Origin of the sequence: Asanoa iriomotensis (genome assembly GCF_016862515.1) — a bacterium.
GTDB classification, from domain to species: Bacteria; Actinomycetota; Actinomycetes; order Mycobacteriales; family Micromonosporaceae; genus Asanoa; species Asanoa iriomotensis.
On sequence record NZ_BONC01000062.1, the window covers coordinates 1 to 22445 of the forward strand.

The 22445-nt window shown below is 70.1% G+C and carries 27 protein-coding genes; 12 read left to right on the forward strand and 15 right to left on the reverse strand.

Translation table 11 applies throughout. The annotated features are described in order from the left end of the window. The coding region (locus tag Air01nite_RS31565; protein ID WP_203707002.1) for a pentapeptide repeat-containing protein at positions 1 to 666 on the forward strand (666 nt) is incomplete at its 5' end. Between the two features lie 296 nt (positions 667 to 962). On the opposite strand, the gene pulA is transcribed toward Air01nite_RS31565, so the two are convergent. Together pulA and Air01nite_RS31575 are read right to left on the reverse strand one after the other, a co-directional pair. Beyond that, positions 963 to 3587 carry a pullulanase-type alpha-1,6-glucosidase gene (gene pulA / locus Air01nite_RS31570; RefSeq protein WP_203707003.1) on the reverse strand — a complete coding sequence of 875 codons (2625 nt, stop codon included), beginning with the start codon at positions 3585 to 3587 and terminating at the stop codon, positions 963 to 965. A 41-nt stretch (positions 3588 to 3628) separates the two neighbouring features. Beyond that, entirely contained in the window at positions 3629 to 4018 is a 390-nt protein-coding gene (locus Air01nite_RS31575) for a DUF6841 family protein (protein ID WP_203707004.1), read from the reverse strand. 62 nt (positions 4019 to 4080) lie between these two features. Here Air01nite_RS31575 and Air01nite_RS31580 point away from each other — a divergent pair, with 62 nt between their 5' ends. The 4 genes from Air01nite_RS31580 to Air01nite_RS31595 all read left to right on the forward strand — a co-directional run bounded on the left by Air01nite_RS31580 (position 4081) and on the right by Air01nite_RS31595 (position 6356). Next, entirely contained in the window at positions 4081 to 5289 is a 1209-nt protein-coding gene (locus Air01nite_RS31580) for a hypothetical protein (RefSeq protein WP_203707005.1), read from the forward strand. A 166-nt stretch (positions 5290 to 5455) separates the two neighbouring features. Further along, on the forward strand, positions 5456 to 5668 hold the full coding sequence (locus Air01nite_RS31585) for a hypothetical protein (RefSeq protein WP_203707006.1): 213 nt from the start codon (positions 5456 to 5458) through the stop codon (positions 5666 to 5668). Next, positions 5669 to 5824 carry a hypothetical protein gene (locus Air01nite_RS31590; protein ID WP_203707007.1) on the forward strand — a complete coding sequence of 52 codons (156 nt, stop codon included), beginning with the start codon at positions 5669 to 5671 and terminating at the stop codon, positions 5822 to 5824. It begins immediately after the preceding gene. An 88-nt stretch (positions 5825 to 5912) separates the two neighbouring features. After that, a complete protein-coding gene (locus tag Air01nite_RS31595) occupies positions 5913 to 6356 on the forward strand; it encodes a GNAT family N-acetyltransferase (RefSeq protein ID WP_203707008.1) in 444 nt (147 codons plus the stop codon). 310 nt (positions 6357 to 6666) lie between these two features. Here Air01nite_RS31595 and Air01nite_RS31600 read toward each other — a convergent pair whose 3' ends face one another. Genes Air01nite_RS31600 through Air01nite_RS31610 form a run of 3 tightly spaced genes read right to left on the reverse strand, consistent with a single transcriptional unit; the run spans position 6667 to position 8166 of the window. Further along, the gene (locus tag Air01nite_RS31600) at positions 6667 to 7386 is read right to left on the reverse strand and encodes an SDR family oxidoreductase (RefSeq protein WP_203707009.1); all 720 of its coding nucleotides are present in this window, start codon (positions 7384 to 7386) and stop codon (positions 6667 to 6669) included. 10 nt (positions 7387 to 7396) lie between these two features. Further along, positions 7397 to 7675: a LysR family transcriptional regulator gene (locus tag Air01nite_RS41680; protein ID WP_203707010.1), complete on the reverse strand. Its 279-nt coding sequence runs from the start codon at positions 7673 to 7675 to the stop codon at positions 7397 to 7399. A gap of 2 nt (positions 7676 to 7677) precedes the next feature. Continuing rightward, positions 7678 to 8166 carry a CGNR zinc finger domain-containing protein gene (locus Air01nite_RS31610; protein WP_203707011.1) on the reverse strand — a complete coding sequence of 163 codons (489 nt, stop codon included), beginning with the start codon at positions 8164 to 8166 and terminating at the stop codon, positions 7678 to 7680. Between the two features lie 116 nt (positions 8167 to 8282). On the opposite strand from Air01nite_RS31610, the gene Air01nite_RS31615 reads away from it, so the two are divergent. Then, positions 8283 to 8960 carry a type 1 glutamine amidotransferase domain-containing protein gene (locus Air01nite_RS31615; protein ID WP_203707012.1) on the forward strand — a complete coding sequence of 226 codons (678 nt, stop codon included), beginning with the start codon at positions 8283 to 8285 and terminating at the stop codon, positions 8958 to 8960. Between the two features lie 53 nt (positions 8961 to 9013). Here Air01nite_RS31615 and Air01nite_RS31620 read toward each other — a convergent pair whose 3' ends face one another. Beyond that, a complete protein-coding gene (locus Air01nite_RS31620; RefSeq protein WP_203707013.1) occupies positions 9014 to 10276 on the reverse strand; it encodes an alpha/beta fold hydrolase in 1263 nt (420 codons plus the stop codon). A gap of 10 nt (positions 10277 to 10286) precedes the next feature. Then, complete coding sequence (locus Air01nite_RS31625; protein ID WP_203707014.1) at positions 10287 to 10943, reverse strand: C40 family peptidase; 657 nt, start codon at positions 10941 to 10943, stop codon at positions 10287 to 10289. Positions 10944 to 10962: 19 nt separating this feature from the next. Here Air01nite_RS31625 and Air01nite_RS31630 point away from each other — a divergent pair, with 19 nt between their 5' ends. Next, on the forward strand, positions 10963 to 11112 hold the full coding sequence (locus tag Air01nite_RS31630) for a hypothetical protein (RefSeq protein ID WP_203707015.1): 150 nt from the start codon (positions 10963 to 10965) through the stop codon (positions 11110 to 11112). Here the strand turns inward: Air01nite_RS31630 and Air01nite_RS31635 are convergent. Further along, complete coding sequence (locus Air01nite_RS31635) at positions 11105 to 11593, reverse strand: hypothetical protein (RefSeq protein ID WP_203707016.1); 489 nt, start codon at positions 11591 to 11593, stop codon at positions 11105 to 11107. The genes Air01nite_RS31630 and Air01nite_RS31635 overlap by 8 nt on opposite strands. Positions 11594 to 11628: 35 nt before the next feature. Next, positions 11629 to 11988, reverse strand: a complete 360-nt coding sequence (locus tag Air01nite_RS31640; RefSeq protein WP_203707017.1) for a VOC family protein — start codon at positions 11986 to 11988, stop codon at positions 11629 to 11631. 138 nt (positions 11989 to 12126) lie between these two features. On the opposite strand from Air01nite_RS31640, the gene Air01nite_RS31645 reads away from it, so the two are divergent. Together Air01nite_RS31645 and Air01nite_RS31650 are read left to right on the forward strand one after the other, a co-directional pair. After that, a complete protein-coding gene (locus Air01nite_RS31645) occupies positions 12127 to 14901 on the forward strand; it encodes an aconitate hydratase (protein WP_203707059.1) in 2775 nt (924 codons plus the stop codon). A 55-nt stretch (positions 14902 to 14956) separates the two neighbouring features. Continuing rightward, the gene (locus Air01nite_RS31650) at positions 14957 to 15202 is read left to right on the forward strand and encodes a DUF2630 family protein (RefSeq protein WP_203707018.1); all 246 of its coding nucleotides are present in this window, start codon (positions 14957 to 14959) and stop codon (positions 15200 to 15202) included. On the opposite strand, the gene Air01nite_RS31655 is transcribed toward Air01nite_RS31650, so the two are convergent. Together Air01nite_RS31655 and Air01nite_RS31660 are read right to left on the reverse strand one after the other, a co-directional pair. Then, positions 15203 to 15715 (reverse strand): pyridoxamine 5'-phosphate oxidase family protein, encoded by a 513-nt coding sequence (locus Air01nite_RS31655; protein WP_203707019.1) that lies wholly within the window; start codon positions 15713 to 15715, stop codon positions 15203 to 15205. It lies immediately after the preceding gene. A 4-nt stretch (positions 15716 to 15719) separates the two neighbouring features. Then, the gene (locus Air01nite_RS31660) at positions 15720 to 16238 is read right to left on the reverse strand and encodes a hypothetical protein (protein ID WP_203707020.1); all 519 of its coding nucleotides are present in this window, start codon (positions 16236 to 16238) and stop codon (positions 15720 to 15722) included. Positions 16239 to 16361: 123 nt separating this feature from the next. On the opposite strand from Air01nite_RS31660, the gene Air01nite_RS31665 reads away from it, so the two are divergent. Continuing rightward, entirely contained in the window at positions 16362 to 17195 is an 834-nt protein-coding gene (locus tag Air01nite_RS31665) for a hypothetical protein (protein ID WP_203707021.1), read from the forward strand. 8 nt (positions 17196 to 17203) lie between these two features. Next, entirely contained in the window at positions 17204 to 17650 is a 447-nt protein-coding gene (locus Air01nite_RS31670) for a hypothetical protein (RefSeq protein WP_203707022.1), read from the forward strand. Positions 17651 to 17656: 6 nt separating this feature from the next. On the opposite strand, the gene Air01nite_RS31675 is transcribed toward Air01nite_RS31670, so the two are convergent. Both Air01nite_RS31675 and Air01nite_RS31680 read right to left on the reverse strand, forming a co-directional pair. Further along, positions 17657 to 19276, reverse strand: a complete 1620-nt coding sequence (locus Air01nite_RS31675; RefSeq protein WP_203707023.1) for a thiamine pyrophosphate-binding protein — start codon at positions 19274 to 19276, stop codon at positions 17657 to 17659. Positions 19277 to 19284: 8 nt separating this feature from the next. Beyond that, positions 19285 to 20061: a cyclase family protein gene (locus Air01nite_RS31680; protein ID WP_203707024.1), complete on the reverse strand. Its 777-nt coding sequence runs from the start codon at positions 20059 to 20061 to the stop codon at positions 19285 to 19287. Between the two features lie 103 nt (positions 20062 to 20164). Here Air01nite_RS31680 and Air01nite_RS31685 point away from each other — a divergent pair, with 103 nt between their 5' ends. After that, on the forward strand, positions 20165 to 20644 hold the full coding sequence (locus Air01nite_RS31685) for a hypothetical protein (RefSeq protein ID WP_203707025.1): 480 nt from the start codon (positions 20165 to 20167) through the stop codon (positions 20642 to 20644). Positions 20645 to 20690: 46 nt separating this feature from the next. On the opposite strand, the gene Air01nite_RS31690 is transcribed toward Air01nite_RS31685, so the two are convergent. Further along, positions 20691 to 21620: a serine protein kinase RIO gene (locus Air01nite_RS31690; RefSeq protein ID WP_203707026.1), complete on the reverse strand. Its 930-nt coding sequence runs from the start codon at positions 21618 to 21620 to the stop codon at positions 20691 to 20693. A 177-nt stretch (positions 21621 to 21797) separates the two neighbouring features. Beyond that, on the reverse strand, positions 21798 to 22442 hold the full coding sequence (locus Air01nite_RS31695) for an HAD family hydrolase (RefSeq protein ID WP_203707027.1): 645 nt from the start codon (positions 22440 to 22442) through the stop codon (positions 21798 to 21800). Between the last annotated feature and the right edge of the window lie 3 nt (positions 22443 to 22445).

The following is a 22445-nucleotide window of genomic DNA, read 5'->3' on the forward strand; positions in this document are numbered from 1 at the left end:
GGTGTCGTCGACGACTGCCTGTTCGACGATTCGAGTTGTAGCGACATGGGTGTGTGGGCGACGTCCTTCACGAATTGTCGCTTCGCCGGGGCGGACCTTTCGTCGTCGTCGTTCGGTGCCTGGTACGAGGGGAAGGGGAACCTCTTTCAGGGTGTGGACTTCAGCCGTGCCGATCTGCGGGGCCTGGCGACCAGCACCGCCAGGTACCTGGGTTGCGACTTCTCCCACGCGCGCTTGGACGGGGTCAACTTCTGGCAGTCGACGCTCGTGGACTGCACCTTCGCCGGCAGGCTGCGAGATGTCGTGTTCGACGGTCGCGTGCTCGGCGACGAGAAGCCGGACCCCAACCCGATGCTGAATGTGGACCTTTCAGCGGCACAGCTGGACGGGGTCAACTTCAGAAAGGTCCCGTTCGACAACGTGAAGTTGCCGGCGGACCCGGACGTGTTACCGGTGTCATCCGTGGGCAAGCTCGACAGCGCCCTTGCCCGTGTAGCCGGTCGGGACGACGTCGGTGCCAAAGTCGTCCGCTCCCGCTTCGGACGCATGAAGCTGACTTTGGAGTCCGGCGAACCACAGGTGCTCATCAATGTACGCGACCTACGACGGACCTCCCCGCAAGCCGAGTCGCTAGCCCGCGAGCTGCTCGGCATCAGCACTCACTAGCTTCATAGCAGCGCGGCCGGTCGACCTCCGTCGACCGGCCGCGCCGCATATGTCCGGTGTCTGCAGGTGAGTTGGGACAGTCTGCCGCGGGGAACTGCAGGTCGTCGAGGCCTTTGCGGCAAGGCATTTGGCGACGGACAAGCAAGAGTCGCGCAGGTTCGAAGCGCGAAGGGCTGAGCCAGCCGCGCATTCGACTTTGCAAGCGCGATATTGACGGCGTGGCTAGTCGGGCAGCAGAATCTTACCAACCAGGCTATACCCCGGTTGGGTATCGGTTCGTGTCGCTCCAGCGACATCTACCCCCGCGGCGCGGTGCCCGTGAAGACGGCGACCGTGCGGGGTGGGACTGTGAAGATGCCTGTTGCCTGGTCGAAGGCCGACTGCAGCAGGTGATCGTCGCCGCTCGCGCGTTGGTGGGGGTGCAGGTCGAAACTGCCATAGCGCAGGTCCGGCAGCTTCTGTGCGACCGTTCTCGGCGCGGCGTTGAAGATGACCACGAAGTCGTCCACCCCCGTCAGGCGCATCGTGATCACGCCGGGGGTCTCGCCTCGGCCGCTCAGCGGGAACGACACCCGGTCCTGCACCTCGACCGCCGTGGCCAGGCCGAACAGCGGTGAGTCGCGGCGGATCCGCAGGAGTTCCAGGTACCGCTCGACAGTCCACTCGATGACCTCCGGCGGCGGGATCAGCGCCGGGTCCGCCAACAGCGGCGCCGCGAACGGCCACTTGTCCGCGTTGTCCCACGCCGGTGGCAGGCCTAGGCCGAAGCCGTTGCCCTCCGCCGGGTCCCAGCGGATCGCGTTGAACCAGTCGCCCGAGTCGAACGAGTTGCGGTCCAGGGACTTCGAGCGCAGGCGTTCCGAGCCCGCCGCGACGAAGCCCATGCCCTGGCCCAGGACCGTGAACGACAGGGCGAGCAGCTGCATCCGGGCCCGGTCCGCCGGCGGCAGCGACGCCGGCAGCTTGAAGGCCAGCGTGTCGAAGAGGATCTCGTTGTCGTGCGCGTCCACATAGGTCACGCACTCCCCCGGCGAGGCACAGTATCCCGCCCGCGCGCCGTTGTAGTAGAACTCCCCGCCGGTCACCACGGCGCCGCTGCTCGCCACGAAACGGTACGACGACAGGTTTCCCGTCAGGCCGATCTTGATCAGGTCCTGCTGGAACAGCAGCCGGGCCCGCTGGTGCTCCGCCGGCCCGTTGACGTCGTCGCCGTTGGGGTCCGTGAACAGCCCTGACGCGTACCCCTGCGATCGCGGGTTGGTCTCGAAGGCCTGACCACCGCGGACCGCGTCGCGCAACCGGTCGTTGAAGGTGCCGATGCCGGTGCCCGCGAGCTGGAGCTGGCTCGCCTGGACGAACCGCTGGTTGCCGCCGACCTCGCCGAAGTCCCAGCCCTCGCCGTAGATCAGGATCGACCGGCCGTCGACACCGTCGCGCTGCGGGGTGAGCCGGTCCAGCGCCGTGCGAACCGCGACCATGTTTTCCCGGGGGTGGTGGCCCATCAGGTCGAAGCGGAAACCGTCCACTTTGTAGTCGATCGCCCAGCGCAGCACCGAGTCGACCACCAGTTTGCCCATCATCGCGTGCTCGGGCGCGGTGTTGGCGCAGCAGGTCGAGTCGGCGACCCGGCCGTCGGCGAGCAGGCGGTGGTAGTAGCCCGGCACGATCCGGTCCAGCACCGCGTGCTCGTTGACCCCGCCGGCGACCGTGTGGTTGTAGACCACGTCCATCACGACGCGCAGCCCGGTGCCGTTGAGGGCGGCGACCATTTCCCGGAACTCCGTGATCCGTTCCGGTCCGTCGGGGTCGGTCGAATAACTGCCCTCGGGTACGGAGTAGTGCAGCGGGTCGTACCCCCAGTTGTAACCGTCGTTCGCGCGTACCGCGTCGATCCGTTCCTGTTGTTCTTTGGCATCGGGCGGCAGCGCGGCCAGGTCGCCCTCGGGGTGTTGCTGCTCGTCGCGGCGCTCGGGCACGGTCGCGAAGTCGAAGGCCGGCAGCAGGTGCAGGTGGGTGACGCCCGCGTCGGCCAGTCTGCGCAGGTGTCGCATGCCCGTGCTGTTCGGCGTCGCGAACGCCGCGAACGTGCCGCGCTTCTGTTCCGGAACACTCCGGTCGTAGATCGAGAAGTCGCGCACGGAGACCTCGTGCACCTGGGCCCGGGCGGGGCTGACCGCCGGCGGCTTGCGCAGCGTGCCCCAGTCGGCCGGGATCAACAGCGGGTCGAGCAGGTTGGCGACCACGCTGTGTGTCGAGTTGGCGGTCAGGGCGACGGAGTACGGGTCGGTGACGCTCATCGTCTCGATCCGCTGCGTCGCGGGGTGGTAGACCTCGACCCGGAAGCGGTAGCGGCGACCCGTCCAGCCCCAGTCGCCGTCGACGCGCCAGACGCCGGTGTGGTCGTCGCGCCACATGGCGATGATCTCTGGGTCTGTTTCCCCTGTGGCCCACCATTCGAGCGCCACCCACCGGGCCGTCGGTGCCCAGACCGAGATCGTCACGCCGCCGTCGTCGTGGAAACGGCAACCGAGATCCGCGTGTACGGCGTCGGCATAGACGTCGTCTAGGACGCCCGGGAGTTGTGCGCCGGTGGCGACGAGCAGCCAGCCGCCTTCGTCACGGGCCGTGACCGCCACCTGCGCGGTGAGCGCTCGCTTGATCGTTTCTTCGTCGGCCTCGACCGTGAAGGCGGCGTGGTCGGCGAGGTGCGGCCACTGGCGGCGCTGGGCGCTGGTCAGCCCGCCGGGCTTGACCCGCAGCGGCAGCGTCTCGTGCGGTCCGGAGAGCGCCCCGTCGATGATCTCCAGCGCGGCGTCGGCCGACCAGACGAGATCACAGCGGCGGTCACCGACCGGCCCCTCGAAGCGCCAGGCGACCGTGGACCGGTCGATCCAGTGTGCCCGCTGCCGGGTCAGATCCATCCGAAGATCCTCTCATCACCGGCGCCCGCCTGGCTCCTTTGTCAGGCGGCGTGGATCACCGTGCAGATCGCGGGCTCGTCGTTCGTGGTTCTTACCAGGTATACGTAGCGCTCCCCCGGCACCGAGCGCCCCTGACTGTCGAGAAACTCCCACTCGACGGTGACGAGCGCGAGGGCGGGGCTGAGCTTGTCGACGTTGTCGATCCGCGCGTGCGCGGCGATGAGCTGACGATCCTGGTAGTCGGGCGCGGCACCGATGAACGAGAGGGCGACGGAGGCGGGTGAGGAGAACGTGAACGTGTACGCGTCAGCGACCACGCTGCCGGGCAGCGCGTAACAGCCGGCGAGCGCTGGCACGTCGCCCGCGGTGAGGGCGGACCCGTACCGGTCGAAGAAGTCGGACAGGACGTCAAGGTCGGTCTTGGCGTTCACGGCTGTGTAAGTTGCCGTTCGGGCGTCTGCGCAAACGTGGCCGGGCTGGCAGAGTGGTGAGCATGACCACCGCGGTGGACCTGCGTGCGCCATTGGCCCGGTATGCGGGGTTGCTGCACGGCCCGGCCCTGCCGGCGCACCACGTGGCGTCGCCACTGGGAGCGTGGCTGCTGGCGGCCCTGTGCGCACCCGCCGCGGTCGGCGACGACCTCGCGACGGCCCTGGGCGTCGACCTGCGGACCGCGTCGGAGATCGCGCGCGCGCTGTTGGACGACCCGCACCCGGCAGTCCTGTCGGCAGCGGCGCTGTGGCAGTCGGGCAGCTCGACGCCGGCGCTCTCGGCGTGGCTGGCGGCGCTGCCGTCGTCGGTCTCGACGGGCCCACTGCCGTCGCAGGCGGAGGCGGACGCCTGGGCCTCGGAGCACACGCTCGGGTTGATCAAGGAGATGCCACTCAAGATCCGCCCGGACACGCTGCTCCTCCTGGCGACGGCGCTGGCCACCAAGGTGTCGTGGGTTGCGCCCTTCGACCTGGCACCGGCCGCGCGCCTCGGCGCGGGCTCGTGGCGAGACGCGGTCTCCCACGTGCTGTCGATGCCGTCGCACGGCCATGACGCGTTCATCGCCCGAGTGGGGGTGGGAGACGTCGCCGTGCACACGGGGTACGCGTCCGAGGGGTTGCGGGTGACCTCGGTGATCGCGCCTTCGGACGTGCCCCCGTCCGCGGTGCTGGCGGCGGCTTACGAGATCGCGGCCGCGTCTTTCACGCGCGGTGCGCTCGACCGGCGTTCGCTGTTCGACCTTCCGGTGGGCGACGGTCCGCTGTGGACGATCACCGAGGAGTCGGTGACGACGACGGCACCGTGGGGCCGGGAGGAGGTGCACCACGCGGTGCTGCCGGCCTGGTCGGCGGAGAGCAAGCACGACCTGGACCGCCCAGAGCTTGGCGTGCCGGCCGCGGCAGCCGCGGCTCAGGCGGCGCTGGGTGTCGAGGGCTGGTACGAGGCGTCGCAGGTGGCGATGGCCCGCTACACCCGCGTGGGCTTCGAGGCCGCTGCGGTGTCGGCGATGATGGCCGGGGTCAGCGCCCCGATCCCGCAGGACGGGTTGCGGCGGACGGCGGAGTTGCGCTTCGGACATCCGTACGCGGTGGTCGCGTTGGCCGACCGCCCCTGGCGCGACGGCTGGCAACCAGACACCGCTTCGGGCGCGGCGTGGCTTGGGCTACCGGTCTTCTCCGCGTGGGTCGCCGCACCCGACGAGGCGTCGTGATTCAATCTGGACGGTCTCGCAGGGGGCCCTAGATTGGCTCTCGTCGGTCTCCTCATCGCGTTGCTGCTGGCGGGATGCACGTTGATCCAGGGGATCCAACGCCACCTGGCCAAGGTCATGTCCTCGGCGGAGACGGTGAACGCCGCCGAGCACCCACCGGACGGCCGTGTACCTGTTCCTGTTCCTGTCCGTGATCTTCTCGGTCACGATCGCGCTCGCGCTGTGCGTCCGGACGGTGGCCCTGGACCAACCGATGCCGCAGTTCCAGACCCAGGTGGTCGTGGGAGCGCTGTGGGTCTCGTTGTCGGTGGCCGTCGTGCTGCCGGCCACGGTACTGGTCAAGGACGCGTGGCGGGCGCTCGCCGTCACGAGCCCGTAAATGCCGATCACGTTCAGAACGCTGCTGACAGTCGCCGGCGCGGTCGGCCTCCTCGCGCCGGCGGTGGCGCTGGTGTCGGCGACCTGGCAGCCACGGCGGGAGCGCGAACTGCGCCGCCCCCTCCGTGGTCCGCCTTCCGACCGCGTCGCCCGCTGAGCCGGACTCGCGCCAACCTGTTCTCCGACGCCGGAGCCATTTGACGGGCCGTTGATGACGATCGGCGCACCCCTGGGATGCTGCGGTCGTGGATGTCTCCGAGATCGAGGTGCGCGACGAGGTTGGCGCCGAGCACCTGCCGCACCTAATGGACCTGTTCGCGTCCGAGTGGTGGACGGCCGACCGGACGCCCAGCGACGTGGAACGGATGCTGGCGGCGTCCGACCTCGTGGTCGCCCTCGTCCACCGACCGTCGGGCCGGTTGACGGGCTTCGCCCGGGTCATCACGGACGGGATCTACCTGGCGATGGTCCTCGACGTGATCGTGGCGGCTGGCACGCGGGGATCGGGCCTGGGCGCGATCCTGATGGACACGGTTGTCGCGCATCCCAGCCTGGCCGGGGTCCGCAGCATCGAGCTGGTCTGCCAGCCGGAACTGGTCTCGTTCTATCAGCATTGGGGCTTCACAGAACAGATCGGCCGATCCCGGCTCATGCGAAGAACCGCCGACCCCCTGCTGACTGACGATTGACAGTCCCTGCGGCGCACGTCTTCGGCCAAGAAACGGATCGCCGGCCGAACGACGGCCGAGGCATGGACGCCGTCGGCGAGTATCCGGCGCAACTCTTTCGTCCAAGCTGCGGATCGTGCGGTCGCTGACAACGACACCACCGCGATCGCGGCCGAACGGCGGCCGCAGGCCGGCTTCCTCGGTCAGGCCTCGCGCAGCGACACCGCCGTCTCTCGACACAGCCATCCGCGTCTTCCGAACAAGACGAGAAACGTCCCAACTGACTCATGTCCCGTAGGGACGATCCATGCGCGGCAGGCGGCGGTCGGGCTCAGACGAGGACTGCGCCGCCGTCGACGAGGATGGACGTGCCGGTGGTCATTCGTTGTTCCATCGCGTAGATGTAGCTCAGGGCCACGTCCGACGGCTCGCCCACCCGGCCCACCGGCAGGCGGGACGCGAGGTCCGCGTACATGGCCTCCTCCTGGTCCGGTGACATGCCGGACCAGAGCGGACTCCGGGTGATGCCCGGCGCGACCGCGTTGACGCGGATCGGGGCCAGTTCCAACGCGAGTTGCCGCACCAGCGCCTCGATCGCGCCGCAGACGCTTGCGCCCAGGGCCCAACCAGGCGCTGAGCGCTGCGACGCGTTGCCGCCGGTCAGGACGACCGAGGCGCGGATCGCGCCGGCCATCGAGGCCGCGCGGATCACGCTGAGTGCGCCGACGAAGCGGGTCTCCCAGAAGCGGCGCACCGTGTCCGGCGTCAGGTCCGGCATCATCGTGATGCGCAGTGGCTCACCTGCTGTGTAGACCAGGTGGTCGATCGGTGCCGCGTACCCGATCAAGCGGTCGATCGAGTCGGGATCCGTGAGGTCGACCGTGGCACCTAGCGCGCCCGACGGCAGGGTCCCGAGCGCCCGGTCGACGCTTTCCTGCCGCCGCGAGGCCACGATCGGCGTCGCGCCTCGTTCCGCGGCCGCTGCGGCGACGCTCAGGCCCAGACCCGACGTGCCACCGACGACCAGCACGCGGGTTCCGTCGAGTGCCATGCGACCATCATCAGCCACACACCGACCCTGAGCAGGTGCGACGCGCGGCGGCGTGGACCGCCTCGGCCGCGGCCAGGGCCGCCCGGGCCGTGTCCAGGGTGGCGTGTCCCAGCTTGGTCAGCTCCACGTGGTGGTTGGTGCGGGCGAACAGCGGGTTGCCCAACTCGCGCTCGAGGGCCTGGACCGTCCGGGAGACCGCGGACTGCGCGGTCCGCAGGCGGGTCGCGGCGCGGGAGAAGCTGCGCTCCTCCGCCACCGCCACGAAGGTGCGCAGGTGCCGCAACTCCACGATCAGGCCACCTTTCGCCGGCTGCGGTAGGCGCGCATCGACGCCTGCGACGAGCACGCCGGGCTGCAGTGGAGCGCCGACATGTTGCGGGTCTTGTCGAAGAAGCCCCGGTGGCAACCGTCGTTCTTGCAGACCTTGACCCGCGGCCAGGCGCCCCGGTAGGCGAGGTCCGTGACCGCGCCGAGCACCCGGGCGAAATGGCCGAACGCGCCGCCCTGCGCCGGCTCGAGCGTGCATGCGTCCGCGCCTACCACCGGGACCAGCGGGTAGCGGACCGCCACCTGCCGCAGATGATCTTCCGCCTCGGTCACCGCGGTCGGCGGCAATGTGCAGCCGGAGTGTTGCCGCAACAGCACGACCAGGCTCTCCCGCAACTCCCCTGCCGCGGCGACGTCCGAGGCGGGGCCGAACCGGGCGTCGGGGGACTCCGCGTTGACGAACGAGAGCACCAGGTCGCTGGCCTCGCAGACGACCGGCGGACAGTTCTCCATGGTGAGGAGCGTAGCTCGATAGAACCTCACCGCTATGCCCAAAGAGCATCACGACGTGAGGGTCTACACCCGTAAGGTTGCAACGTCATGATGGCCTGAAAGGGAGCAGACGTACCATGTCATCAGTTCTGATCGTTTTGTCCGGTGCCCGCTTCTGGACCCAGCTCGACGGCACCCAGCGCCCCACCGGCTTCTGGGCCGAGGAGTTCGTCGCACCGCACCGGATCCTCACCGAGGCCGGCGTCAACGTCACGATCGCCACCCCGGGCGGCCGCGTCCCGGTCGCCGACGAGGTCAGCCTCGACGACGAAAACCTGAAGACCTATCTGGCGGGCGTACGCGACACGCTGGAGTCGCCGGCGCGGCTCGCGGACGTCGACCCGGCCGACTACGACGCGGTGCTGATCCCGGGCGGGCACGGCCCCATGCAGGACCTCGCCGTGGACCCGGACGTCGCCCGCATCCTCGAGGCGATGCTCCCCGACGAGACGAAGACCGTCGCGGCACTCTGCCACGGCGTGGCGGCGTTCCTGCCGGCCGGCGCGCCCGACGGCGGCTGGCTCTTCCGCGGCCGCCGGATGACCTCGTTCGCCGACGTCGAGGAAGACCAGGTGGGCCTGGCCGCCAACGCACCGTGGCTGCTGGAGTCCCGCCTGCGCGCGGCGGGCGCGGTGCACGAGACCGGCCCGGCCTTCACGTCCTATGTGGTCGTCGACGGCAACCTCATCACCGGCCAGAACCCCCAGTCGGCGCAGGCCGCCGGCGACGCCCTCCTGAAGGCGCTCCCGGCCTAGTCAGCTCGGCGTGGCGCCCGTCGCGACCACCAGCGGCGGGCGCCGGCGCTTGCTCAGATGCGGCCGGCGGCCATGTCCATCAAGCGGGCCAGGACGTTGCCTTTGGATACGGCGCCGCCGTCGTGTTCGTACTCGTTGGTTACCCACGTGCGGACGTTGCCGACCGCGCTCGCCGTCGACAACGAGAGGTCCGCGTCCACGTACATGTCGTCGAAGTAGACCGCCGCCGCCACCGGGACCTCGTTGGCGGCCAGCCGGGCCACGTCGTAGAGCGCCGGCCAGTCGTCAGCCTCGGCCAGCAGGTCGGCGGCGCCGGCGAACGGGCGCAGTGCGGCGATGTCGCGGAACATCCACGGGTACATCATCTCGCCGGTGAAGAGCAGCGGTGTCGCGTCCGGCGCGAACTCCGGCCGCGGGTGGATGGCGCGTTCCGCCGCCCAGCGGCTGGGCCGGCCGGGACCGCCGTAGCAGTATTCCTGCAGCGCGAACAGGGGCGAGTCGATGAACCCGGTCCGGGTCATCACCTCGTGCCGGAACAGGTCCGACAGCGAGTCGCCGTGCCAGGCGTCGTCCAGCAGCCAGTGCAGGCGCTCGTAGCCGTCGCCCATGCCGAAGGCGTTGCCCAGCACGCGGAAGCGGTCAACCGTCAGGCGGTCGCCGTCCGGGAGGCGCACGTCGTCGGCCGACAGGCGGTCCGCGATGCGCCGGACCGCGGCCACGTCGTCCGGGTAGCGCGCGTAGTAGGCCGCGTTCTTCGCCGCCACCCGCGGATACGTCCGGGCGTACACGTCGTCCGCCGTCGCCGTCAGACCCGGCAGACCGCCCGTGATGTAGCACGACCGCAACCCCGACGGAGCCAGGCTGAGGTACGTCAGCGTGATGAAGCCGCCGTAGCTCTGCCCCAGCGACTCCCACTGGCCGTCGCCCAACAGGTGCTTCCGGATCACCTCCGCGTCCCGGACGATGCTGTCCGCGCGGAAGAGCTTGAGGTAGTCGGCGAGCTGCTGGTCCGTCTGGCCCGCGACCGTGCGCGCGCTGATCGGCGTGCTCCGTCCGGTGCCGCGTTGGTCCAGCAGGAGCACGCGGTGCGTCTTCAGCGCACGGCCGAACCAGCTCTCCGCCGGCCCCGGCGGCCGCGGCGACTTCGCTCCCGGGCCGCCCTGGAAGAAGATCAACCACGGCAGGTCGTCGCCGGCGCGGTCCGTCGCGGCCACCGAGCGGGCGAAGACCGAGATCGTCGGGCCGTCGGGATCAGCGTGGTCCAGGGGCACCGTGAACGTGTGGTCGGTCAGGGCCAGGCCGGGGATGCGGATCACCGCGCCAACGCTACGGGATCTCCACCGCGATCTCGTCGCCGAGCTTCGCGCCGCCTTCCAGGCGCAGCTCGTCGCCGCTCCAGAACCGGCCGGGGTCGTACCAGTTGGGGCGCCGGCCCGCCGGCAGCAGGCCCATCGCCTCGTAGGTGACCGCGACCACCTCCGCGCAGTACGCCGTCTCCAGGCGCGCGTCCGGTGGCGCGCCCGCCGCCTGCGAGTCGCCCGCGAAGAAGCCGCTGCGCAGGTCGGGCACCCGGCCGCGGGCCCAGCGCCACGCCAGCCGGGTCGTCGACGGGAAGGGCGTGCCGTCCAGGCGCGCCACGGTGCGCAGGACCGCGTTCTCCATCTCCGGCGAGACCGGCGTCTGGAGTTGCCGCAACCACGCCCGTTGCCCGTAGCGGCGGGCCCACAGCAGCACCGCGTCCCGCAGGTCGTGCAGCTGCACGCCGCGCTGGAACGTGCCGGTCCAGTGGTCGCGCAACGATCGACCGAGCTCCGCGTGCCACATCAGCGCCGGCAGGTCTTCGATCACCACCGACATGCCGACGTGGTTGACCGGGCTGTTGGTGGCGAGGCGGATCGCGCGGTCCGGGACCGAGCTGCCGCGGAACAGCCACACGTCGCCCGTGCGCGTCTGCTCGACCGCCGCATCCAGGGTGATGGCCATGCCTACTACCCTAAGTGGAATGCGGCTGTGGAAGGTCCTGGGAATTGCCGGGCTTGTCGGCGTTGCGGCAACCGGCGTCGTCGTCGCGCGTGCGGAGCGTAAGCGGCGCGCCTACACTCCGGAAGAAATCAAGGCGAAACTTCGCGAAAGGGCGAAAGCGGTCAGCTGACCGCCGGCACCTCTTCGAGCTCCGTCGCGCCCTTGCGCTGCACGGCGATCGGGTCACAGACAACCGTGATCCGGTACGAGACCGCGACGTTCGACAGGATTTCCCCGCGGATCCACAGGCAGACCCCGACGCCCTCGGCGCCCTCGGGGTGCTCGTAGAACTCGACCTCCGGCGCCGTCAACGCGCCCAGCAGGCCCTGCGTGCCCCGATCGGTCTGGGCGACCTGGAGCACACCCGCGGTGACCTGCACCTCGACGCTCTCGAGCTGGTCGGCGTCGTACCAGTGGGTGTCGGGCAGGAACAGCCGCGAGTCGACCGAGCGCTTCGCGTACGCGCCGCCCATGAGACCCGTCTCGGGGTCGGGCTCGTCGCCGATGTAGGCGACGCCCGCGTAGTCGGTGCGCAGGCGACGCTCCTCGGTGTCGTAGTCCGTCACCAGGACGTCGATGCGCGGCTGCGGCTCAAGGTGCAGGTCGGTCACGCGCCGCACCCTAGCACCGTGCCGACACCCGCCGTTCACGCGGTGGGTTCGAGGAACTCCAGCCGGTTGCCGTGCGGGTCGTGGGTGTGGAAGCGCCGGAACCCCGGCAACTCGTCGTTGGCCCACACCACGTCATGCCCAACGGCCTCCAAACGCCCCGCCAACGCGGCCAGGCCAGACTCCCAGAGCAGCCCCGGATGCGCCTTCCGGGCAGGCCGGAAGTCGTCCTCGACGCCCAGGTGGAGCTCGATCCCATGACCCACGAACCAGCACCCGCCGCGCGACACCAACGCCGCCGGCTTCGGCTTCTCGGCGAGACCCAGCACACCCGCGTAGAAAGAACGGAGGACATCCTCGGTGCCCCTGGGGCAGGCGATCTGCACGTGATGAATCATGCGGACAGCATCACCCTGGGTTGACCAGAAAACAAGACGGACGTACGGTTTAAATGCTTGCGGTTAGCCGAACCTAAGCCCGGCCAGCCCAGCCTGCTGCGAAAGACTTGAGTGAAACAGGCGGAGAAGGAGTACGACGTGGCGAGCCTCGACACCTTCGGTGCGAAGAGCCAGCTACGCGTCAACGACGCGAGCTACGAGATTTTCAAGATCACGACGGTGGACGGGCACGAGCGGTTGCCCTACAGCCTCAAGATCCTGCTGGAGAACCTGCTCCGGACCGAAGACGGCGCCAACATCACCGCCGACCACATCCGGGCGCTGGCGGGGTGGGACCCCGACTCCGAGCCGAGCGTGGAGATCCAGTTCACCCCGGCCCGCGTGCTCATGCAGGACTTCACCGGCGTGCCCTGCGTGGTCGACCTGGCCACCATGCGCGAGGCGGTCAAGGAGCTGGGCGGCGACGCCACCAAGGTCAACCCGCTGGCGCCGGCCGAGCTGGTCATCGACCACTCGGTGATCGCCGACCTGTTCGGCCGCGAGGACGCGTTCGCCCGCAACGTCGAGCTCGAATACAAGCGCAACCGCGAGCGCTACCAGTTCCTGCGGTGGGGCCAGACCGCGTTCAACGAGTTCAAGGTCGTCCCGCCGGGCACGGGCATCGTGCACCAGGTCAACATCGAATACCTGGCTCGTACGATCATGGAGCGCAACGGCCAGGCCTACCCCGACACGGTCGTCGGCACCGACTCGCACACCACGATGGTCAACGGCCTGGGCGTCGTCGGCTGGGGCGTGGGTGGCATCGAGGCCGAGGCCGCAATGCTCGGCCAGCCGGTGTCGATGCTGATCCCGCGGGTCGTCGGCTTCAAGCTCTCCGGTGAGATGCCGGCCGGCACCACCGCGACCGACCTCGTGCTGACGATCACCGAGATGCTGCGCAAGCACGGCGTCGTCGGCAAGTTCGTCGAGTTCTACGGCCCGGGCGTGGCCGCGGTGCCGCTGGCGAACCGCGCCACGATCGGCAACATGAGCCCGGAGTACGGCTCGACCATCGCGATCTTCCCGATCGACGGCGAGACGATCAACTACCTCGAGCTGACCGGCCGCGACGCGCAGCAGGTCGCGCTCGTCGAGGCGTACGCCAAGGAGCAGGGTCTCTGGCACGACCCCGACCGCGAGCCGGTCTACTCCGAGCGCCTCGAGCTCGACCTGGCCACGATCGAGCCGTCGCTGGCCGGCCCCAAGCGCCCGCAGGACCGCGTGCCGCTGGGCAGCGCCAAGCCGATCTTCCGTTCGGTGCTCACCGACTACGTCCCGACGATCGGCGCGGCCGACGAGGCCTCCGAGGAGTCGTTCCCGGCCAGCGACCCGCCGGCGCTCGACCACGACGACCCGGCCGACCAGCCGCGCGACTACGAGTCGGCCGCCCGCGGCGCCAATGGCCGCACCACCAAGCCGGTCAAGGTGACCGGTGACGACGGCACCGAGTTCGAGCTCGACCACGGCGCGGTCGTGATCGCCGCGATCACCTCCTGCACCAACACCTCAAACCCGCAGGTGATGATCGGCGCGGCGCTGCTCGCCCGCAACGCCGTCGACAAGGGCCTCAACCGCAAGCCGTGGGTCAAGACCACGCTGGCACCGGGCTCCAAGGTCGTCATGGACTACTACGAGCGCGCGGGCTTGACGCCGTACCTGGAGAAGCTCGGTTTCCACCTCGTCGGCTACGGCTGCACGACGTGCATCGGCAACTCCGGCCCCCTGCCCGAGTCGATCTCGGCCGCCGTGTCCGAGCACGACCTGTCGGTGGTGTCGGTGCTGTCCGGCAACCGCAACTTCGAGGGTCGGATCAACCCCGACGTCAAGATGAACTACCTGGCGTCGCCGCCGCTGGTCGTCGCGTACGCGCTGGCCGGCTCGATGGACATCGACCTGGTCAACGAGCCGATCGGGGTCGGGTCCGACGGGCAGCAGGTGTTCCTGCGCGACATCTGGCCGTCGGCCGCCGAGATCGAGGAGGTCATCGGCCGGGCGATCGCCAGCGAGATGTTCACGCGCGACTACGCGGACGTGTTCGCCGGCGACGAGGCGTGGCAGAGCCTGCCGACGCCGAGCGGTGACACGTTCTCCTGGGACGCCGAGTCGACCTATGTGCGCAAGCCTCCCTACTTCGAGGGCATGGCCCGCGAGCCGCAGCCGGTCAACGACATCCACGGCGCGCGGGTGCTCGCCAAGCTCGGCGACTCCGTCACGACCGACCACATCTCGCCGGCCGGCTCGATTAAGCCGGACTCGCCCGCGGGCCACTACCTCGCGTCGCACGGCGTCGAGCGGCACGAGTTCAACTCGTACGGTTCGCGGCGCGGCAACCACGAGGTGATGATCCGCGGCACGTTCGCCAACATCCGGCTGCGCAACCAGCTCGTGCCGGGCGTCGAGGGCGGCGTGACGGTCAACCACCTGACCGGCGAGCAGACCACGATCTACGACGCTTCCGTCGCGTACGCGTCCGAGAACGTGCCGTTGGTCGTCCTGGCGGGCAAGGAGTACGGCTCGGGCTCCTCGCGCGACTGGGCGGCGAAGGGCACGATGCTGCTGGGCGTGCGGGCCGTGATCGCCGAGTCCTACGAGCGGATCCACCGCTCCAACCTGATCGGCATGGGCGTGCTGCCGCTGCAGTTCCCGGCGGGCCAGAACGCGGAGTCCCTGGGCCTGACCGGCACCGAGACCTTCGAGTTCACCGGTGTCGAGGCGCTCAACGACGGCTCGACACCGCGGACCGTGAAGGTGACCACCGACACGGGCGTCGAGTTCGACGCCGTTGTGCGGATCGACACGCCCGGCGAGGCCGACTACTACCGGCACGGTGGCATCCTGCAGTTCGTGTTGCGCAAGATGCTGGCGAGCTGAACGACGATGGGCCCCCTGGACCACAGGGGGCCCATCGCTGTGCAAGGCTCGTTGCATGGACGACAAGACCGTGTTGACCCGGATCAACGACCTGGTCCAGGAGGAGCACCAGCTCCGCACCCAGGTGCAGTCCGGCCAGATCTCCTCGGACGACGAGCGCACCCGGCTGCGCCAGCTCGAGGAAGCCCTCGACCAGTGCTGGGACCTGCTCCGCCGGCGGCGCGCCGCCCGGGCGGCCGGTGGCGACCCTGACTCGATCAACGCGGAGCCCGTCTCCGAGGTCGAGGGCTACCTGCAGTAGTCAGAACTCCCAGCGGGTGGCGCCGTGCGGCTCGGCGGTGGCAACGCCGACCGCGCGGCGCAGGTCCAGCCGGTAGAGGTGCCACGGCGCCGGGCCGGCGCTCGGCGCGCTGAACGGAGCCGTGAACGCGTCGCCCTCGACGGTGGCCGGCCAGCCGCCACTGCGGTAGACCTCGGCGAGCCGTTCCAGCGTCGGGCCGTCCGTGACCCGATCGGCGACGCCGTCGAGTGTGAGGTCGATGCCGGGCAGGCGCACCGAGACGCTGCAGGCCGGGTTCGTCGAGAGGTTGCGGGACTTGCGGCTGCCGGGCCCGCTGGTGAAGTAGAGGGCGTCGTCCACCCAGACCGCACCCACGCCCGCGCTGTGCGGGCGGCCGTCGGGCCGCACCGTGGCGACGAAGAACGTCAGGTCGGCGGTGGGCGTCTCCTGACGCAGGCCGTCGCGGGGGCGGCTCCAAGGCAGCGCGGCGTTGCCGTACCGGTCGAGGTTGTCGGTCGAGATCGGCGTGGTCATGCTGTCATTCATACCCACGCGTCGCGCGGGCACGCGGCAATTCGACCGGCCGCGCCGGCAGAGTTTCGTCGAGTGCCTCGGCGCCCAGCTCGGCCCGGGCCAGCGCGACCAGTTGCTCGTACACCTCGCGCATCCGCTCTTCGCCTTCGCCCGCGGCGTCGGCCCAGCGGGCGGTCGCCCGCCGGGCGGCCACGCTGCCGAACGTCTCGACGGCGATCTGCGCGTCGATCGACATGCGTACCCGCTCGCCTTTGGGAAAGCTCTTGTGCACCTCGGCGAGCTTCTCGTCGTCACCCTTGCGCTCGTAGCGCGCCCGCGCCAGATCGAGGCGACAAACCTTCAGGGCGGCGAGGTACGCGTCGCGGCGCTCCTGGATGGACCGCTCCCGGCGGGCGGCGTCCTCGGTGCGCTGGGTCAACCGCTCGACATGGCGGCGGCTCTGCGCCCCGGTCAACCAGGTGAAGAAGACGCCCGCCGCACCCGCGCTCGCCGTGGCGACAGGCGCCACCCACTCCCAAGCCATGCCCGATTGTCTCCCGGTTTTCTGTTATCGACGAGGTCCGTCGCATGTGGACTGATGCTGCCCCCACGTGATGTGAGTCGCTTGCTACATTCGCTGTCTTGCCTTGACCAAGGAGAGATGCAGATGACCGGCACGGGGGCCGAATCTGAATCCGGCGCGACACCCGAGGGCCCGACACCTGGAGGCCCGCCGGCACCCGCCGCGCACCTCCCGGTGGCGCCGTGGGACCCGACCGCCGGGCGGGACGGTCCGGGCGGCGGGCCCACGATCCTCGCGGCCACGCTGATCGCGGCACTCCTGGCGGTGTGCATCGGAGGCTCGGTGACGGGCTTTCTCGTGCTCCGCCGCTCCTCCGGGGAGACCGCCGCACCGGGGCCTGCGGCCCCGTTGAGCGGGCCGGCCACGAGCGGCTCGCCGGCCGTGGCCGCCTCGCCCGTCGAGGAAGGGCCGCTGCCCAGCACGTACGCGCCGGTCGACGGCAGAGACCTGGAGAAGGTCTGCGACCAGGAGGCCTACTTCCCGCTGTCGCCGAAGCGCGCCGGCAAGCCGCCGCATCCGGTGGCGCTGATGCGCGCCGGCGGACCGGGCGACACGCGCTTCCAGGACCAGACCTACTACTACGACCTCGGGCTGTCGAAAAGCGTCGAGCAGACGTGGGCGCCCGAGTCGCTCGAAAAGGTCCAACTGGTCGCCTGCCTAGACCGGGTCAGCGCGGGATCGACGATCCGCCGCTGCACGTTCGACGACCCGGCCCCGGACACGCTCCCGCTGGTGCGCGCGACCTGGCGCCTGCACGTCTACGAGATCGCGACGGGCCGCAAGCTGCTGGACAGGACGCTGGCGGGCGACGACCAGTCGTGCCCGTACGTGGTCCTCGTCGGAGCCGACCGGAAGCTCTACGCCAAGGTGAGCGACCGCGCCGTCATCGCGGCCCTCCGCGGCCTCGTGACCAGGTGAGGACCCGGATGTCGAACGAGGTGGCCCGTTCGTTGCTCGGGACGCTGCACGAGTGCCAGTTCGATGTGGACGAATACGGCATCCAGCAGTGGCTCGGCTACGACTTCGGCGGCGAGTCTCAGGCGCGGACCTATCTGGAGACCTGGCGGGTCGACGACGCATGGCGTGCGGAGATCCGCAGCGCATTGGAAGTGAACCTCGGACCGGAAGTCGGCAATGCCTTCCACATCCTGCTGCTGCTGACCTTCACGCCGGAGCACGCGGTGGTCGAGTCGGTGATCGAGGCGCACCTCGACGTGGCGATCGGCACGTACGGTACCGGCTCGCACGTGCTCTACCGGCACAAGACCGAGGACCTCGACTTCGAAGACGCTCTGCGCGCGGCGCGGGAGCACGTGCGTGCGCTCTACGACGTCGAGGACTATCCGAAGACGCTCGGCCTCAGGCCGCGATGAGGCGCGTCAGTGGCCCTTGAAGGCCTCCGCCAGCCACCACGAGCCGCCGTCGGAGGTGATTTTGGCGTCGACCACCAGCGGGCGGGTCGGGGACGACGCCAGCCAGGTCTCTATGCCGGCCAGGTCGGACGCACGTCGCACCGTCAGGCCCTCGGCACCGAAGCCCTTGGCCAGCGCGGCGATGTCCGTGTCCGGGAAGACGACCGTGGACAGGTCGGCGTACGGGCCGAAGTGGTGGACCTCCGCGCCGTAGGCCGCGTCGTTGTAGATCAGGCACAGCAGCGGGAGGCCAAGGCGGACAGCCGTTTCCAGCTCCGCGATCGACATCAGGAATCCGCCGTCGCCGGACGCCAGGACCGGGAGGCGGTCCGGGCGGGCCAGGGCCGCGCCGATCGCCGTCGACAAGCCCAGGCCGATCGACTGGAAGGCCTGCGTGAAGCAGAAGCCGTGCTCGTCGGGCACGCTCAGGTAGGCGCTCGGATAACCCATGAAGTTGCCCGAGTCGATCGACACGATGCGTTCCGCGGGAAGCAGCTTGTCCAGCTCGCGGCTCAGGATCCGGGGGTCGATGCGGTCCTGGGTGGACAGGTCCTCGACAGGCTCGGCGTTCCAGCGGCCGCGGGTGGCGATCGCATCGGCCACCTCGGGGGTGCGGTAGCCCGGTCCACCGGTGCCCAAGGCGGCGAGCACCGCTTCGGCGGTGGCCGCGCTGTCGCCCACCACGCCTAAGTCCACCGGGCGGTGCAGGCCCAGTGCGGCGCCGTCGACGTCGACCTGGGCCACCTTCGCGTCCGGGCCGATCAGGCGGCCGTGGCGCATCGTCCACATGTTCAGGGCGCAGCCGAAGCCGACGATCAGGTCCGCTTCCGAGATCAACCGAGCCGTCGTCGGCGAGGCGAACCCGCCTGAGATGCCCAGGGCGTAGGGATCCCCGTTGAACAGGCCGTTGGCCACCGCCGACGTGGCCAGCAACGCGCCCGTCGCCTCGCCCAGGCGGCGCAGCGCGTGGCCGGCATGGCGGGCGCCCCGGCCGGCCACGATCACCGGGCGCGACGCGGCCGAGAACAACGCCGCCAGCTCAGCCACCGAAGACGGCGCCGGTGCCCCGGGCGCGGGCGGAGAACCGGGCGCCGCAGCGGGATCGGCGTCCACCGCAACGCCCTGCACGTCCAACGGCAGGTTCAACACGACGGTTCGGCGCTCGTCGCGGGCCGTGTGCCAGGCCCGCACCGTGTCCGCCACCGCTGATGGACCACTGTGGACACGTTCCGCCACCGCACCGACGGCGACGGCGAAACCCGCCTGGTCCATCGCGAAGTTCGACGTCGCCCCCGTCGCCTCGGCGGCCAGCACGACCAACGGCGTCCGGCTCTTCGCCGCCTCGCAGATGCCGGTCGCCGCGTTGGTCAGGCCGCAACCCTGGTGCACCGACAGCACCGCGACCGTGCCCGACATCCGGGCATAGGCGTCGGCCATCGTGGCCGCGCCGGCCTCGTGCCGGGTCGTCGTGAACGGCACCCCGCCGGCGCGCAGCGCGTTGGTCACGCGGAAGTTGCCGCTGCCGACCACACCGAACGCGTGACCGACGCCGAGGGCGGCCAACGTCTGGCCGACCACGTCGGCCACGGTTGGCACTACTGGCCGTCCACGAGCGCCAGCACGCGGGTCGGGCTGCCGGTCCCACCGACGATCGGCAGCGGAGCGACGATCAACACGGCGCCGGTCGGCGGCAGGGACGCGAGGTTCTGCAACGACGTGAGGCCGTACTTGTCGTTGCCCAGCAGGTGGAAGTGCGCCGGGAACGGCGGGTCGAAGCCGCCCGCGTTGCCCGCGTCGATGCCGACGGTCTCGACGCCGAAGCCCGAGATCGGCGTGCTGGTCGCCAGCCACTCGGCACACGCCGCCGAGATGCCGGGCGTGTGCGAGCCGGTCTCGTCGGCGTTCAGGAACCGCTCCTGGTCGTCGGCGAACCGGTCCCACCCGGTCCGAAACAGCAGCCAGGTGCCCTCGGCCAGCTCACCGTGCTCGGCGATCCAGCCCTTGACGTGGTCGATCTCGAGCAGGAAGTCGGGATCAGCCGAAGCCTCCGCGCTGAAGTCCATCACGGCTGCCGGACCGACGAGCCGAGCGGGCGGGATCTGGGAGACGTCGTGCCCCTCCCGCCCGGTGACCCAGTGCACGGGCGCGTCGAGGTGCGTCCCGATGTGCTCCCCGGTCCGGATGTTGTGGTGCTTCCAGAACGGCCCGGGGGCGTCGTAGGCGCTGACCTGCTCCAGACTGAAATCGATCAGATTGGCAAACGGCTCCGGCAGCCGCAACGTCGGCGTCGACGCCGACAGCTTGTTGGTCAGGTCGACCACCCGGACAGCGCCGGACCCGAGAGCGGCGACCAGATCCGCGACAACCGTCATGGCATGCCTCCTGCGACGAACATCCGCGACCGAACGTGCTCTGCGCGACATCCTGCCACCACGCGGAACCAATTTCGATCTCCCGCGTACGTACGATCTTGCGATGCCCATCCGCTTCGGTGACCGCTCCACCTTCGCCATCGAGGTCGGCGCACACGAATCGCCTCGACTGCGGGTCGTCGACCTCTGGGCCGCGGACGTGCGGTTGACCGTGCACGACAACGTGGCCTACGTCCCGTCCTTCTGCCATTTGATGCGGCGCACGGCCGACGACGTCAACCGCGGCGAGATCGAGCGGTCCCCGTATCCGGGACGCTCGCCCGAGGAGACCTACCGGCTCCTCGGTGAGGGCGACGCGGAGTTTCGCGAACGATTCTGGTTCATGCGCTGGGGCGAAACGGTCGACAACCTGTCGCCGTTGGCCTACCTCGACGGCGACCTCGTGCTGATGTTCAGCTTCTTTCGCGACACGCATCCGAATCCGGAACAGCTCGGCAAGGTGTTCGTCGCGAGGATCGCGCCCGAGACGTTCGTGAAGACGATCGAGGATGCGGTCGACCTGCTCACGCGCGAGTCGGGCTGACCGGCGCGCGGGCCGCTCCCTCGGCAGGAGCGGCCCGACCCGGGCGTCAGCGGACGCCGGCTTCGTCGAGGAGGCGGCGGGTGATCTCGTCGGGGTCCTGGGTCAGGCCGCGGGCCGCGAACCAGGACGTCACGTTGCGGACGTCGCGGGCCAGCAGGCCCGGGCCGTTCGGGTTGGCGATCACGTCGACCACCTGCGGCAGGTCGATCACCACCAGGCGGTCGCCGTGGACCAGCAGGTTGTACGGCGACAGGTCGCCGTGTGCGAGCCCGGCGCGGGCCAGCACCATCAGCGCGTCCATCAGTTGGTCCCACAGCGACTTCAGCTCGCCCGGCTCCGGCCGCAGCTGCGCCAGCCGTGGCGCAGCCAGGCCTTCCTCGGCGTCGCCGACGAACTCCAGCATCAGTTCCGTGCCGATGAGCTGCACCGGGTACGGGACCGTGATCGTGCCGTACGACGAGGCGACCTCCCACAGCCGCGACAGCGCCGCGAACTCGGCCGCTGCCCACTGGCCCGCGATCAGCTCACGGCCGAAGGCCGTCCGGCTGGTCATCGCCCGCATCTCCCGGGACCGCCGGACGCGCCGACCCTCGAGATAGCCGGCGTCCCGGTGGAACATCCGGTGGTCCGGGTCGCGATATCGCTTCGCGGCCAGGAGACAGCTCCGGGAAGAGTCCGGGATACCTCGCCTGACCAGGAAGACGTCGGCTTCCTTGCCCGTCTTCAGGATGCCGAGCTCGGTGTCGACGGCGGCCAGTTCGGTGACCACCCACGACGGTCGCGGCAACGGTCCCTGCAACGCGGATTCCCACGATGACCAGGCGTCACCGGCGGGAGGGGCGTCGACGTCGGCGTTGGTGTCGAACGCGACCGGGGTGCGGTGTCGGGCGCGCTTCAGGAACTGCGGGTCGTCGTCGTCGAAACGACGCTTGCTCGAGCGGGCGCGTGGGGCCGGCTCGGAATCGTGCTCACGCAACGGAGGAACTCCAGAGTCGAGAAGGAGGAAGAGGGCAGCGAGAAGCGACCGACAACGACAGCCACAGGACTCACCCCTTCCGTCTCGACGACCGCGGGCGCGCGGGTCAGGCGCGGCCAGAGTCTGGTTCCAACTAGATCGCGAGCATCGCCCAACCGGCGACGCCGCGCAAGCGAATTATCCCGCCAGCACCGCGGCGATGCCGGGGATGATCCCCCCGGCCTGGGCGGTGGGCTCGAAGCGCGACTCCATCCACTGTCGGCCCCGGTGCAGCCAGACGCTGGGCAGGCCCATCTCGGCCGCGGCGCCGATGTCGGTCTCCGGGCTGTCGCCGATCACCCAGGCCCCGCGCATCCGCATGCGGACCCGTTCCGCGGCGAGCGCGAAGATCCGCGGGTTCGGCTTGCTGACGCCGACCTCCTCGGAGATCACCCAGTCGGCGACGTAGCGGTCGAGGCCCGTGCGCCGGATCGTGGTGTCTTCCTGACGCGTAGCGCCGTTCGTGACCAGCACCGGCACCCAGCCCGCGTCGTCGGCGATCCGCAGCGCGCAGGCGACCAGCGGGTCGAGCCTGCTGTTGGCGACGACGCCCTCGCGCATCTCGTCGACCAGGTCCACCGACGAGGTGCTCAAGCGGTAGCGGTCGCGGATCGCGTCGGCGACGTCCCACCGGTCGGTCAGGCCGTCGGCGTCGACGGACATCAGCCAGTCGAGGTCAGGTGACGGTGCCCCGATCCCGTCCAGGAATCCCTCGGCCCAGGATCGGAAGGCGCCCGTCCGGTCCAGAACGGTGTTGTCCAGGTCGAGGAACATGAGGGGCACTCG

Coding starts and splice junctions, on each gene's coding strand:
- pulA (WP_203707003.1), bottom strand. CDS start 3,587: ATGGATCTGACCCGGCAGCGGGCACACTGGATCGACCGGTCCACGGTC.
- Air01nite_RS31580 (WP_203707005.1), top strand. CDS start 4,081: ATGACCACCGCGGTGGACCTGCGTGCGCCATTGGCCCGGTATGCGGGG.
- Air01nite_RS31590 (WP_203707007.1), top strand. CDS start 5,669: ATGCCGATCACGTTCAGAACGCTGCTGACAGTCGCCGGCGCGGTCGGC.
- Air01nite_RS31600 (WP_203707009.1), bottom strand. CDS start 7,386: ATGGCACTCGACGGAACCCGCGTGCTGGTCGTCGGTGGCACGTCGGGT.
- Air01nite_RS31610 (WP_203707011.1), bottom strand. CDS start 8,166: ATGGAGAACTGTCCGCCGGTCGTCTGCGAGGCCAGCGACCTGGTGCTC.
- Air01nite_RS31615 (WP_203707012.1), top strand. CDS start 8,283: ATGTCATCAGTTCTGATCGTTTTGTCCGGTGCCCGCTTCTGGACCCAG.
- Air01nite_RS31625 (WP_203707014.1), bottom strand. CDS start 10,943: ATGGCCATCACCCTGGATGCGGCGGTCGAGCAGACGCGCACGGGCGAC.
- Air01nite_RS31630 (WP_203707015.1), top strand. CDS start 10,963: ATGCGGCTGTGGAAGGTCCTGGGAATTGCCGGGCTTGTCGGCGTTGCG.
- Air01nite_RS31640 (WP_203707017.1), bottom strand. CDS start 11,988: ATGATTCATCACGTGCAGATCGCCTGCCCCAGGGGCACCGAGGATGTC.
- Air01nite_RS31650 (WP_203707018.1), top strand. CDS start 14,957: ATGGACGACAAGACCGTGTTGACCCGGATCAACGACCTGGTCCAGGAG.
- Air01nite_RS31655 (WP_203707019.1), bottom strand. CDS start 15,715: ATGACCACGCCGATCTCGACCGACAACCTCGACCGGTACGGCAACGCC.
- Air01nite_RS31660 (WP_203707020.1), bottom strand. CDS start 16,238: ATGGCTTGGGAGTGGGTGGCGCCTGTCGCCACGGCGAGCGCGGGTGCG.
- Air01nite_RS31665 (WP_203707021.1), top strand. CDS start 16,362: ATGACCGGCACGGGGGCCGAATCTGAATCCGGCGCGACACCCGAGGGC.
- Air01nite_RS31670 (WP_203707022.1), top strand. CDS start 17,204: ATGTCGAACGAGGTGGCCCGTTCGTTGCTCGGGACGCTGCACGAGTGC.
- Air01nite_RS31680 (WP_203707024.1), bottom strand. CDS start 20,061: ATGACGGTTGTCGCGGATCTGGTCGCCGCTCTCGGGTCCGGCGCTGTC.
- Air01nite_RS31685 (WP_203707025.1), top strand. CDS start 20,165: ATGCCCATCCGCTTCGGTGACCGCTCCACCTTCGCCATCGAGGTCGGC.